General features: G+C 49.3%; 14 protein-coding genes and 1 riboswitch. Of the genes, 4 read left to right on the top strand and 10 right to left on the bottom strand.

Annotated elements, in window-relative coordinates:
- Nucleotides 1-114 precede the first annotated feature (114 nt).
- The 4 genes from phnC (at nt 115) to AC3DOM_RS08180 (ending at nt 3773) form a co-directional block, all read left to right on the top strand.
- Nucleotides 115-921, top strand: coding sequence for a phosphonate ABC transporter ATP-binding protein (gene phnC / locus AC3DOM_RS08195; protein ID WP_487918554.1), 807 nt, complete (start codon nt 115-117; stop codon nt 919-921).
- The gene (gene phnE, locus AC3DOM_RS08190) at nt 918-2447 is read left to right on the top strand and encodes a phosphonate ABC transporter, permease protein PhnE (RefSeq protein ID WP_487918553.1); all 1530 of its coding nucleotides are present in this window, start codon (nt 918-920) and stop codon (nt 2445-2447) included. Before phnC ends, phnE begins: the two co-directional genes overlap by 4 nt.
- Nucleotides 2448-2577: 130 nt before the next feature.
- A complete protein-coding gene (locus AC3DOM_RS08185; protein ID WP_487918552.1) occupies nt 2578-3216 on the top strand; it encodes a SanA/YdcF family protein in 639 nt (212 codons plus the stop codon).
- Nucleotides 3216-3773, top strand: a complete 558-nt coding sequence (locus tag AC3DOM_RS08180) for an HDIG domain-containing metalloprotein (protein WP_487918551.1) — start codon at nt 3216-3218, stop codon at nt 3771-3773. Before AC3DOM_RS08185 ends, AC3DOM_RS08180 begins: the two co-directional genes overlap by 1 nt.
- A 29-nt stretch (nt 3774-3802) precedes the next feature.
- Here AC3DOM_RS08180 and cobU read toward each other — a convergent pair whose 3' ends face one another.
- From cobU to AC3DOM_RS08130, 10 genes are all read right to left on the bottom strand, one after another.
- Nucleotides 3803-4378: a bifunctional adenosylcobinamide kinase/adenosylcobinamide-phosphate guanylyltransferase gene (gene cobU, locus AC3DOM_RS08175; RefSeq protein ID WP_487918550.1), complete on the bottom strand. Its 576-nt coding sequence runs from the start codon at nt 4376-4378 to the stop codon at nt 3803-3805.
- On the bottom strand, nt 4366-5868 hold the full coding sequence (locus AC3DOM_RS08170) for a cobyric acid synthase (protein WP_487918549.1): 1503 nt from the start codon (nt 5866-5868) through the stop codon (nt 4366-4368). The genes cobU and AC3DOM_RS08170 overlap by 13 nt, the downstream gene beginning before the upstream one ends.
- Nucleotides 5865-6599 carry an adenosylcobinamide-GDP ribazoletransferase gene (cobS, locus tag AC3DOM_RS08165; protein ID WP_487918548.1) on the bottom strand — a complete coding sequence of 245 codons (735 nt, stop codon included), beginning with the start codon at nt 6597-6599 and terminating at the stop codon, nt 5865-5867. The genes AC3DOM_RS08170 and cobS overlap by 4 nt, the downstream gene beginning before the upstream one ends.
- A 27-nt stretch (nt 6600-6626) precedes the next feature.
- Complete coding sequence (cobO, locus tag AC3DOM_RS08160; protein ID WP_487918547.1) at nt 6627-7160, bottom strand: cob(I)yrinic acid a,c-diamide adenosyltransferase; 534 nt, start codon at nt 7158-7160, stop codon at nt 6627-6629.
- Between the two features lie 12 nt (nt 7161-7172).
- Complete coding sequence (locus AC3DOM_RS08155; protein WP_487918546.1) at nt 7173-7958, bottom strand: heme ABC transporter ATP-binding protein; 786 nt, start codon at nt 7956-7958, stop codon at nt 7173-7175.
- A 1-nt stretch (nt 7959) separates the two neighbouring features.
- The gene (locus AC3DOM_RS08150) at nt 7960-8985 is read right to left on the bottom strand and encodes a FecCD family ABC transporter permease (protein WP_487918545.1); all 1026 of its coding nucleotides are present in this window, start codon (nt 8983-8985) and stop codon (nt 7960-7962) included.
- A gap of 63 nt (nt 8986-9048) precedes the next feature.
- On the bottom strand, nt 9049-10035 hold the full coding sequence (locus tag AC3DOM_RS08145) for an ABC transporter substrate-binding protein (RefSeq protein WP_487918544.1): 987 nt from the start codon (nt 10033-10035) through the stop codon (nt 9049-9051).
- 122 nt (nt 10036-10157) lie between these two features.
- A riboswitch (cobalamin riboswitch) is annotated at nt 10158-10296 on the bottom strand.
- 216 nt (nt 10297-10512) lie between these two features.
- A complete protein-coding gene (locus AC3DOM_RS08140; protein ID WP_487918543.1) occupies nt 10513-11604 on the bottom strand; it encodes a hypothetical protein in 1092 nt (363 codons plus the stop codon).
- A gap of 3 nt (nt 11605-11607) precedes the next feature.
- Nucleotides 11608-12240 (bottom strand): MBL fold metallo-hydrolase, encoded by a 633-nt coding sequence (locus AC3DOM_RS08135; RefSeq protein WP_487918542.1) that lies wholly within the window; start codon nt 12238-12240, stop codon nt 11608-11610.
- A gap of 8 nt (nt 12241-12248) precedes the next feature.
- On the bottom strand, nt 12249-13346 hold a 1098-nt coding region (locus AC3DOM_RS08130; protein ID WP_487918541.1), incomplete at its 5' end, for an MFS transporter.

Raw genomic sequence — 13346 nt, 5'->3', positions numbered from 1 at the left:
AATAAAAAATTCCGATTGTATTATTAAAACCCAAAATCATAAAAACATGTTGTGATTTTGGGTTTTTGAAATATTTTTGGCAGTACCAATCTAGACTAACTAGAGGAGAACCATATGCTTGAAGTTCGTCACCTCAGTAAAACATATGCCGACGGGACCAAGGCGCTGAAAGATGTCAGTTTTTCAGTGCCTGATGGAGAGTTTCTTGTTGTCATCGGGTTGAGCGGATCAGGGAAATCAACCATGCTCCGGTGTATCAACCGCCTGATCGACCCAACCGAAGGAGAAATTCTTTGGGACGGCGTAGATCTGGCTCAACTCAAAGGGGAAGATTTGCGCAAAGCCCGACGCAAGATTGGGATGATTTTCCAGCACTTTAATCTTGTTAAAAGATCATCTGTGTTAAAAAATGTTCTCGCGGGACGATTAGGATATACACCATCCTGGAATAGTTTAATCGGGCGTTTTTCCGCAGAGGACAAAATAAAAGCATTTGAGGCCATCAAAAGACTGGGTATCGAAGATCAGATCTATAAACGAGCCAGTGAATTGAGTGGTGGTCAGCAACAGCGTGTCGGCGTAGCCCGAGCCCTGATGCAAGATCCTGAGATGATCCTGGCCGATGAGCCTGTAGCAAGTTTAGATCCGGTGCTGGCTCACTCGATCATGCAATATCTCGAATTACTTAACCAGGAAGACAAGATAACCATGGTTTGCAGCCTGCATTATCTGGATTTGGTACAACGCTACGCCACAAGAGTTATTGGTCTAAAAGATGGGGTACTTGTTTATGAGGGCAGCAAAGCAGATATTCGCGCAATGACAGATGAACAATTTAAGGATATTTATGGCCAGGATGCGGAACGAGTAGGCGGCGGACTTGAAGGAGATCTAGGAGTAAAAGAGGGAGGTGCAGCATGACTGACGACAAACTCCAACTAGGTCATATCCCTGAGGACGCCCGAGAACCCAGCCTGGTGCCTGCACCAATCGCTGCATTGGCATCCCTGATCATTCCCGGCCTTGGACAGGCTCTCGCCCGAAGCGCACGCCGAGGATTGATTCTTTTCTTTTCCTTCATAACCGTAGTGGGCCTGACAATGTGGCGCTTTGGTATTGCTGCACCTCGCGACACGGGCAGGTGGGCGATCTTCAAAAAAGGCTTGTATCTGGACCCCTTTTTAATTGTTGTCACCATCCTGCTTTTCATCCTGTACATCTGGATCGCCATTGATGCCTATTCGTTGGCAAAAGTGCGCACAAAAACTCCACTGGGAGTTTTTATCGCGCTAATGGTTATGTTTTTTGCATTGGGCTGGCAAATCGCCCAAATCGATTTGGTTGGCTTTGTTTCTAACGCTGATGATGCACTACCCGCTCTGGGTCGGGTTGGCTGGCCCTGGAGTAAAGCTATTGATTACGAGTTAACTGAAATCCGGGCAGATGCAGAAATAGAAATTCCTTGCTCAGATGCGCCTCCCCCTGAAAACACCCTTTCAGGAGACGAGCCTATCATCATTTCGACGCCAACCTGTGGAAATCTGCGTGATCAGGATGGAACCGACAATCCGGGCACAGAGCTGCACCTGGAAGGCTACAATTTTTCACCGGGCATTGAGGTCGATATCATGTGGGAAGACCCGATTGGTGACGAATTCCGCCAGCGCCAGGGCGGAGAATATGTGATTGTTATCCCGGATGAAAACGGTTATTTCGAAATCGACATTGAAATGCCTTACGCTCTTCTGCCACCCAGTGCTAGAGAACCAACTTATATCTGGGAAGTGTTCGGCCATCAGATTGAAGAAGTGGGGGCCGCAAAATTAAGCCACGATTTTAAATTGATCGTTGAAAAAATGATCGAGACCATTTTCATGGGCATGATGGCTACCTTCTTTGGAATCTTGTTCGCGTTGCCGGTCAGCTTCCTGGCAGCCCGAAACCTGATGTCAATATCGCCATTGACACTGGCAATCTACTATTTGGTTCGATTTATCTTGAATATCATTCGTTCCATCGAACCGATCATCTGGGCCGTCATCTTCATCATTGTGGTCGGATTGGGGCCTTTTGCAGGCGTCCTGGCCCTGGTCTTACACTCGATTGCGGCCCTGGGCAAACTATATTCCGAAGCAATCGAATCAATCGACCCCGGGCCAATTGAAGCTGTCCAGGCTACTGGTGCCAACTGGATCCAAACTGTAATGTATGCGGTCGTTCCACAAATCATCCCACCCTTTGTTTCCTTCACTATCTATCGCTGGGATATCAATGTGCGCATGTCCACCATCATCGGTATGGTCGGCGGTGGCGGAGTTGGCTTCCTGTTGATCCAATATATCCGTGTTCTGGATTATCGCTCTGCCGGGATGTGTGTCTGGTTCATCGCGATCACAGTCGCCATTCTGGATTATGTGAGTGCAGAGATCCGCGCCCGCTTTGTATAAGAGATGTAGCGGATAATACCAAGGCCCTAAAGGCGATCCATTCCCTTTGGGGCCTTTTGCTGTAAAGTGGTAAAATGCCCGAATGTTCAAACTGTTATTTAAAATTTATGCTCTTATTAAAAGCATTCTTATGCTAATTTTCAAACTCCTTTTCATTCTGGGAATTAGCGGCGCAATTATTTTATTGATCGCGCGTCTGATTACTGCCATCCATAGTAAAGGTCGCGTCTACAGCGTTGAAGATATTCCTGCTGAACGGGCGGCAATCGTCTTTGGTGCGGGACTCTGGCGTGATGGCAGTCCCACGCCCGTTTTACGGGATCGGGTTCAGGCCGCGTCCGAACTATACTTCCAGGGCAAGGTTGAAAAATTATTACTGAGTGGCGATAATCGTTTTGCTGACTACGACGAGCCATCCGCGATGAAAAATTACGCTCTTGGGTTGGGTGTTCCCGAAGAGGTCATTATCCTCGATTTTGCCGGTCGCCGCACGTATGACACATGCTACCGTGCCAAAGAAATTTTCGGGCTGGAATCAGCGATCCTCGTCACCCAGGAATTCCATTTATCACGCGCACTCTATATTTGCGATGCGCTTGGGATATCAAGCAAAGGCATCAATGCAGATAGACGTACCTATAGGAAATTTTCCCGAGGGTACTGGAATTTGCGAGAATCACTTGCCACCATCTCTGCACTCTGGGATGTGCATGTTATACATCCCATACCCGTTTTGGGAGATTTTGAACCAATTTTTCCGGAGGAATAATGAAACGCATAGAAGCCTTAGCGATAGTTCGCGAATTCATCAAAAATGAAAATCTGGTCAAGCATATGTTTGCCGTCGAAGCCGCCATGCGTTTTTACGCCGAAAAGTTGAATAAAGATGTGGAACTCTGGGGAGTGGTCGGGCTCTTGCATGATTTTGACTGGGAGATTCATCCCACACTCGAGGATCATCCAGCTGAGGGCGCTCCCCTCTTGCGGGAGAGGGGTGTGCCGGAACCAATCGTTCGCGCCATCCTCAGCCATGCGGAACATACCGGAATTCCACGTGATTCCCTGATGGAAAAAGCACTCTTCGCCTGTGACGAGATCACGGGGTTGATCACCGCCGTTGCGCTGGTACGCCCCTCGCGTTCGTTAATGGATCTACAAGCGAAATCCGTCAAGAAAAAATGGAAAGATAGACATTTCGCAGCCGGAGCCAACCGCGAGGAGATGGAACAAGGTGCCGGGGAATTTGGCGTCGAATTATCTGAACATATCACGAATGTGATCGAAGCCATGCGCCGTATTGCACCTGAGCTGGGGTTGGCGGGATAATTTTTATAAGGGCGGACAGCCGTCCGCCCCTACTTTACCTGCATCGGAATACCCGCTACAAGCAATAGCACTTCGTCGGCATGAGATGCCAGGATTTGGTTGGCACGTCCAAGAATATCTCGATAGGCGCGTCCCAATTCATAGGGTGGGACAACCCCCAGACCAACCTCATTCGATACAACCAACAGTTCTACCTCTGTCTCCCGGACATAAGCGACCAAAGCCTCCACTTCGACAATCACATTCGCCTCGATTTCAGGTTCGAAGGGATCAGCCTTTGGGTCTTCAAAGGGATCGCCTACCGGGGCGGCCGCATCCATCAGATGATTGGCAACCAGGAAGGTCATACAATCCAGTAAAATGATACGTGCCGTGCTACCTGCCTCACGAATAGCTTGGGCAACATTTCGGGGGGCTTCTATCGTCCCCCAGGTGGATGGCCTCTCGGTGCGATGCTTCCTGACCCGCTCGATCATCTCCTCATCTTTGATCTCAGACGTGGCGACATAAAGAACATTCTCACCACCTGATTCTTTGGCCCTCTTTTCTGCAAAGGAGCTTTTGCCACTTCGCGCGCCACCGAGAACCAAGGTTAATTTTCCCATATGATCTTCTCCAAATATTCCATATCCAGGGTTTCTTCCAGAGTATCCGCCAAACGTGTCAGGGAAGCCGCGAATGGGTTTTTCTTTCCTGCCTCTTCACCACTCCAACCTACATCTTTCAACCAGGCTCGGCGTAGATTCTCATTCGAGAACAATCCATGCAGATAGCATCCCCAAATTTTTCCGTCCTCGCTGGTTGCTCCATCCGGCACCTGAACCGATTGACCACTGCGTTCTATAAGTTTCATCCAGGGGCTTTGGCTATCGGTACGACCCATGTGAATTTCATATCCGCTTATTATTTCACCTTCAATATCAGCAAACCAGCCAGAACCATTTTCTATTTGGGCACTGGCCTGATGAGTGGCTTTTTCACCAGAAAAAACTGTTTCAATGGGAAGCAAACCCAATCCGGGGGCGCTTTCCAGTGCTGATTCCACATGTTCCGGATCATGGACAAGTTCTCCCAGCATCTGGTAACCGCCACATATCCCAACGACAGCGCCTCCCTTCTGTGCATGCTCCTGAATCCTTTTTTCAAAGCCTTGCGACCGCAACCACTCCAGGTCGTTGAGGGTGCTCTTCGTCCCCGGGATGATGATCGCCGCGGGATTGCCAATTTGCTCGGGGCTATCCACATAACGAACGCGAACACCCGGCTCTGCGGATAGCGGATCGAAATCATCAAAATTAGCAATGCGGGGCAGATGTACCACGACTATCTCGAGTTCGTCAGTTGGTGAGACAGAATTCTCAAAGGGATTGTCCAACGCCACCGCATCTTCTTCAGGGATGAATAGACCCTGTAAATAGGGCACTACACCCAAGACCGGAATATCGGTTTTATCTTCCAAAATTTTGACCCCATCTGAGAACAGCGATATATCCCCGCGGAATTTGTTGACAATAAAGCCTTTTACCAGTTCGCGCTCTTCAGGCTCCAGTAACCAGGCTGTGCCAATTAATTGTGCGAAAATCCCGCCACGGTCAATATCACCAGCTAATAGTACAGGGGCTTTTGCATAACGCGCAATCGCCATGTTAACTATATCGCCCTCTTTTAAATTAAGTTCAGCCGCACTGCCAGCACCTTCAATAATTACTAGTTCGTATTTTTCACGCAGTCGATCCAGGGCAGCCGTTGCCTCCTTCCAAAGCATCTTCTTATTCGGATAATAGTCTTTTGCGGAAAGCGTTTTCCAGGGCCGCCCCATAACAACCACCTGTGAGCGAGAATCCGCTTCAGGTTTGATCAGGACCGGGTTCATATCCACGTGAGGTTCCAGGCCGGAGGCAATTGCCTGGGTAGCCTGCGCACGTCCGATCTCGGAGCCATCCGGGCAAACGGCAGCGTTGTTGGACATATTCTGCGCTTTGAAGGGTGCAACCCGCACTCCTCGTCTGGCGAAAAGGTGACATAAGCCAGCTACCAGCAAGCTTTTTCCAACGGATGAGGAGGTGCCTAAAACTACGAGAACTTTTCCGGTCATATTGCCACTCCGGTTGTGAAAATAAGCAAAACAGCCAATTCGATCAATTCGCATAGGGCGCCGTAACTATCTCCGGTCAGGCCGGGGACGCGGCGTAAAATAAAGCTTGCGCCAAGCCAAAGTATTATTCCTGAGATAGCGAAGGTCAATAAGCCGATCCAATCAGCGAAGAACCAGGCTCCCAAGACAGTCAGAACGGTAGCCAGAATGACTTGTGGCCAACGGACGTTCTCTTTCATACCGCGCCCCATTCCTTTTTCGCGGGCGTATGGGAAAGCGAAGATTGCAATAGACAATGCCCAGCGTCCGAAAACGGGAGCAAGCAAAAGTCCAGAAAGATTCGGGAGAGAGGTCATGGCGGCATATTTTGACAGCAGCAACACGACTCCACCAGCCACACCAAATGCGCCAACGCGCGAATCCCTCATGATCTCCAGGCGTCGCTCTGGAGTGAATCCGCCAAATAGACCATCGCATGAATCGAGAAACCCGTCAAAGTGCAGGGCACGGGTGAGCAGCAACCAGGCTGCCAGGACGATGACCGAGACAATCTGCGTTGAAAAAATCAACTCCAGGCCACTTCCCAATCCATAAAGCACCCCGCCCAGCGCCAGGCCGACCACCGGGAAATAGCCCACAGATCGACCCAGCTCCTGTGAGGTAAATGGGCGACGGATAAGTGCCGGAAAGGTGGTCAAAAATTGGAAAGCAGTCAGAAGTGAAGTTATCATTTTTTATCCAATCCGCCAGGTACGGCTTTAAAATTCAATTCCTGGCTGTGCAGAAATTTCCTGATCTTCATAAGGATGCTTGATTTCTTTCATTTCCGTGACTATATCGGCAAAATCTATCAACTCCTGTGGTGCATTGCGCCCAGTGATGATCAAATGCAGCATGGGCGGTTTGTTTTCCTGCAACCAGGCGATCACTTCATTCACATCCAACCATTCGAAATCCAATGGGTAGGTAAATTCGTCTAAAACGATCAAATCGTATTCGCCACTGGTGATCTTTTCCTGTGCCAATTTCCAACCATGCTGCGCGCGTGCAATGGTCTCATCCATATCTTTTGAACGCCAGGTAAATCCATCCCCGGTGGAAAGCCAGTCAATTCCCAGTTTTGTGGCGGCTTTAACCTCACCCCATTTTCCCTTCTCTGATTTGATGAATTGGAGAACACAGATGCGCATCCCACGCCCCCATGCGCGTAAAACCACACCAAAGGCTGCAGTGGATTTCCCCTTCCCTTTTCCCGTATTGACGATCACCAGGCCCTTTTTCTTTTTTGCCATTTTGCCTCTCTATTACTTTTGTTCCAATGCGCCTTGCGGAAAAATGATCGGCGCACCCGTAACTGGATGAGGGATAATCTCAACCGGCGTTTGATAGGCCTCACTGATATTTTCTGCACAGATCACCTCTTGCGGAGTACCAAAGGTTATTAGCTCTCCACCGACCAGCAAGGCAACTTTATCTGCAAAAAATGAAACCAAATTCAAATCATGGACGGCCATCAAAACAGCTAATTCTTTCTCTATCGAAAGTCTTTTTATCAGCGATAATAAATTTGTCTGGTGTTGCAAGTCCAGATGATTTGTGGGTTCGTCAAGCAATAAAACAGGGGTTGACTGAGCGAGGGCTCGCGCCAGCAATACCCTCTGTTGTTCGCCCCCGGATAATTGAGCGATCGACCTGTCAGCAAAATCCTGCAATTGGGCTTGCTCCAACGCCAATCGAACAGCATCTCTATCCTCCTGGCTCTCACGCCCAAGCCAGCTCATATAGGCTGTACGTCCCATCATCACGGCCTGCTCAACAGAATAAGCACCTCCCAATTGCCGTGTTTGAGGAACAACAGCCAAAACCCTGGCCCGTTCCGCGGTTGAAAAACGGGATAAATCTTTCCCATTGACATAGATCTGCCCGGATTCGGTGGGTATTGTCCCGCTTACGGCTCGCACAAGCGTGGTTTTTCCGGCACCATTCGGGCCGATCAAAGCGATTATTTCTCCGGGAAGGGCCTCAATGGTAATATTTTTCAGCACCCTTTTCTGGCCATAGGCAACTGTAAGAGAGTCTATTTTTAGCATATTACCAGAAGACCTCTCGCTTTGCACGGCGCAGAATCCACAAGAAGAAAGGCGCGCCAGCAAGGGCGGTCACAATCCCCACAGGCAGGGTAGAGGGAGCCAACAGGATACGCGCCAGCATATCGGCCAGCAGCAACGCACTGCCACCTCCCAAAATGGATAGCGGGACGAGGCGCCGGTAATCCGCCCCCCACAGAATGCGAATCATATGCGGGACGATCAAACCTATGAAGCCGATCACTCCCGAAAATGCAACTGCTACCGCTGTGGTCAGGGATGCTGTCACAATGATGAATATTTTAGCCCGGTCAACATTCAGCCCCATCTGCTTGGCTTCTTCTTCCCCGAACTGGAGCACATTTAGCATATGTCCAGAGATGGATAGCATCCCCATGCCTGCAAGCATGTAAGGCAAAGCTGCGATGACAGGATTCCAGCCTGCCATCGGTGAACCACCGAGCAAAAATGAAATTGCCCGGTGAAGTTGCAAATCGGTACGCAGCATCAAAAAGGAAGTCATTGCCGAAGCAAAGGCTCCTACAGCCACACCGGCAAGGATAAGCGTCGTCATCGGGACCATACCATTTACACGCGCCAGATTGTAGACCAATACTACGGTCAGGATCGCCCCCACAAAGGCGCCGGCAGGCACCAAATAAAATCCCAGCAAGTTTGTCGGCCAGTTAAGTGACATTGCAAACACCGCACCTAGTCCAGCCCCTGAAGCGACACCGATCAGATAAGGATCAGCAAGCGGATTACGGAACAATCCTTGATACGCAGCCCCACTGCTCCCCAGGGCTGCTCCTGTCAGGACTACCAGAACCGTGTGCGGAAGGCGCACAGCCAGGATGATGGCTGAAAATGAATTTGGCCAATCAGGATTGATATTGATCCCAGGAATTTGAGCTGCCAGGATCCGGAAGATAGTCTCCGGAGGAATGAAGACAGCACCCAGCGCAATACTGATCACAAAGGCTGTGAGCAACAAGATCGTATTCATTAAATAAGGTCGTTTGCGGATCATAATAAGCGGGACGAGGCTCCATAACCTTTCACGGTCAGCATATGAAGCCTCGTATGATCGGGCTTACTCAAATATCTCGGGGTGCAAGAGTCTGGCAGTTTCTTCCAGAGCATCCACCAGACGGGGGCCAGGAACGCTCATCATGTTGGGGTCGATAGGATAAAGTGCATTCTCAGCGACAGCAGTGATGGCATCCCAACCTGGGCGTGCGATAACAATCTCAGGAGTAACACCATAGGGTGCATCGGCCAGCAAAATAATCTCTGGATTGATAGCGATCAATGCTTCGGTACTGATCTGAGCATAATCACCTTCTAGCGCAGAAGCCGCATTGATGCCACCGGCCATGGTGATAATATAATCAATAAATGTGCCAGACCCCGTCGTCCAGGGATTGGCCGGATCAGTTGCATCCAATTCGTAAAAGACAGAAGGGAGATAAGATACAGGAGCAACTTTTTCCTGTACAGCTTTGACACGTGCATCCAGGTCTGTAATCAGGATTTCGGTTTCGGCTTCGTGACCCGTCAGCCTGGCAAAATCACGTAAGTTTTCAAATAGCTCTTCATACGAGGCGGGGTTGGCCTGCCAGTAAACATTCAACCCGAGGTCGCGCAAGGCCAGAGCCTGGTCTTCCGAGATAATCTCAGCCGCAACGACCAGGTCTGGCTCCAGCGCCAGGATGGCTTCTGTGGGCAACTCCTCCCATAACGCACCTACGCTGGTGACATCGAGGGCTGCTTCAGGATACACAGAATACTCATCGCGCCCGACAACCTGATCTCCGGCACCGATTGCAAACAGAACCTCTGTGGTAGAGGCCGAAATGGAAACGATGGCTTGCGGGTATTCGCTCAACTCAATCGTATTGCCTAAATCGTCAACAAAGATCATACCCTCTGGTTGTGGTTCTTCAGCAGGTTTCGGAACATCGGTGGATTCTACTTCAACAGGAATTTCAGGTGGGGTTGCAGCAGGGGTACAGGCTCCGAGCAACAGTCCAAATGAGAATAGCACTGTTAAAAAAAGTATTTTTTTCTTGTTTATCATTTATCTCTCCAACAATCTATATTTATCGGTATGGTATTTATAGAATCAAAATCCCCTACCTTGCGGTAGGGGAGAGGAATGGTTTAGTGATATAAACGCTTTCCACCTCCTTTCTGCGAGGGGTGTGGAGACTAATCAAGGCGGGCGTCCTGGCTTGTTCCTGACGGAACTTACAGTTGCGCTACAGCGCCGGACTTAAACCGGCTTCGCCTTTGAACCTTCCCATCCGGGGGAAAAGGTACCTTGATCAAAAATAAAATGTTAAAGCTCTACGCCCATTATACCGCGTGATATTCTTTTTTGAGATGATTTTCGGCCGCAATTATTTGGATAACCTTCCCCCCTTACTCAGGTTTCCCATAAAATGAGCAAGAAACGTAATTCATCCAGCTCCCTCTAGATAAATATTTACTGAAATCAATAGGATTTGAAAAGAGCCTCGCGATAGATGCGAAGCCATCTTCATGATGTTATTTTTTATGCTTGCGCCTCTTCACCTGCTTCTTTACTCCCAATATAGATCGTTCTTCCCATAATCCCCAAAAACAACAGAATTGAAATCGCGTTGAAGAGACTACCCCATAAGCGTAAAGGCTGCTGAAAATTCAAATCTCCAACAACACGTAGAATCAGGGATATGTGCAAAAGAATCAATGGATAATAGAATTTGCTGCTATATTTGACTGGTAAATGCAGGATTGCCGGGAAAATAATCGCCGCATGACCGAAGATCATAGAGAAGGTAAAGCCGACAAAAACCGTATGCAGATAAGCATCGTAAATCGGACCGGCAAAAACAGCTCCAGAATATAAGCCGATCACTCCACTGACACCCAACCAGACATAGCCACTCAAGAGACAAATAGCGACAAAGCGCACCAGTCCCGTTTTGCGAACCGTGATGCGGGCAATGTCGAAGCGAAGAAGCCAGAGCGCCATGAGGAGCATCCCCGCAGAAATGGTGCGAGTACCCACATCAGACCAGAAGAGTGACAGAATTAAACCAAGTAAATAAACGCCAATTGTCATTAACCCAATGACTCGTCGTCTTTGAGATGGAGGCATAATTCGATTTAGTTCCAACCGTTCGCCAACGATGGTCAAGACAAGAAAAGCGCTCCACCACAAGACGATCTGAAAGATAGGCAGGCCCAGAAACCAAAGCAATGTTCCAATAAACCAGGCGATGGCTCCCAGGGTCATAATGACCGTGTAGTCTGCTCGATGTTGTTTCAGGATCACGACAAAGATGACAACAAGACCAAAGCTCCCCGCAGTCATCAAGAGGGCGCCAAGAATCGCATTTCCACCTGCGACATAATAAAGCCCTCCCAGGGCGCTCAATACTGGCCCTGCATATAACCAGGATTTATTGAGGGCAACGGCGCGCTCAATACTGATCAAGGTACCTAAAAAGCCTGCGATCATCAAAGGCCCATGCGCCATCGGCCAGGGGGATAAAGTGGGCCATTGCCAACCCATACGCAAGAGACCACTCCACATGGCGACAAATAACACAAGTACAGCTACAAATAATAATGGAAAACGTTGGGAGGGTTTTGTAAACATCGATTATGCCCTAACAAAGTGATTATTCTCTTTTTCATCACCCACATTTGTCTCCTCGCCATGACCAGAGAGAATGCGCGTCTGATCGGGGAGGGAATATACCTGCTCACGGATGCTCGCCTCCAAGGTTGCCCAATCGCCGCCGGGGAGGTCTGTACGGCCAACACTACGATAGAAGATCAGGTCTCCGCTAAACAGGATGTCTGCATCCGCACAATAGAAAGCACAATGACCGGGGCGATGTCCCGGAGTATGGCGGGTTTCAAATGAAAATTTTCCAAGCTGAAGGATTTGTCCATTTATCAGAGTCTCAGGCTCAGGGCCCGGGTCAATCTTGAAACCAAATAACGCCGCCCCACCACCCTTTTTCCACAGATCAAGATCATCAGAGTGCAGAAGAACAGGGGGGGCTTCGGGAAGGGCATCCACTAGTTCAGCCACTCCGCCAATGTGGTCGAAGTGGGCATGGGTGAGCCAAATTTCTTTGATCTGCCAGCCTTGTTCAGCGGCGGTTTTGGCAACCAGGGCGCCATCCCAGGAAGGATCAACAACAATAGCATCACCGGTATCGGTATCAGCAACAATAAATGAATTGGTCTGGACAGGACCCAGGGTAAGGGAGATAATTTTCAACATAGAGGTTCTCAGGATTCAGGAATTAGGTTTTTGGAACGCGGGAAAAAGATCAGGGTCAGTATAATGCTAATGAATATCAGAAGCAAGGCAAAGGGGTAGGGCGATGCGGGGTCACTCACATAGAGGTATCCCGCCAGTGGCGGCGCAAGGATCAGTGAGAGAGCGCTAATGGTTTCCAGCCATCCATAGGCCAATCCCATTTGGGCTTCATGAACAAGGCTGCTCACATGGGCCGTAGCCATCGATCGAGCTGCACGATATCCTCCAAGCAGGAAATAAGCGAGACCAAAAACTCCGATCCCGGAACCGCGCCAGATCAAAAAGGCAAATATGGCAGTGAAAAGCTGGCCAAATAAAAAACCGAGTCGGGCTCTTGTTTGCCCGAGGATCAGATTCAATATCACATTGCCGAGCGCGCCCAGAGACCCTAGCAACCCGATCTGCCCCAGCGTCAGACCGCGAACTTCCTGGAGAAAATTCTGCGTAAGTGGCTGAGAGAGGTAAAGTGCAAACATCACGATAAAAATCAGACCGAGAAAGCTCAGATAGCGTTTATTTCTGAGCAAATTTTTGGAGGAAAGTTGTGTCGACGAAGATTCGACAGGCTGTGGCGGCAGTGAGAGAATGAAAACCATGGAAATTAAAAAAACACCCAGAGCGCCATAATAAAGTGAGCGTAAACCAAAACGATCTCCCAGCCAGCCCCCGAGGAGAGGTCCGAGAATCATTCCCAGGCTAAAAGTTGCCGAAACGAGTGTGATGGCGCGTTCAACCGTCCACTTGCCCCGTGCAGAGGTGACATAGCTATTTAAGGGAGACATAACAAAAGCTGTAAAACTATAAAAAATCAATCCTATTACAAAAATGGACAAGGTATTGGCGGTTGCCATCAACATACAAGATAGCAAACCAATTCCCCACGCGGCACGCAGGAGCGGGCGCCGCCCAAATTTATCGGCAAGATAACCTGCCGGAATATGAACAACGGCCATCGCCACCCCGGCAACCCCCAAAATCGTCCCGATCTGAAGAGGATCAGCCCCCAACTCAGCCAGATAAAGGGGTTGAAAATAGAAAAACACCCCTTCGCCAATTCCCCAAGTGAA

It is taken from the genome of Candidatus Desulfolinea nitratireducens (assembly GCF_982879505.1).
The sequence above is the reverse complement of the archived record's forward strand: the minus strand, read 5'-3'. Positions and strand labels throughout refer to the sequence as shown.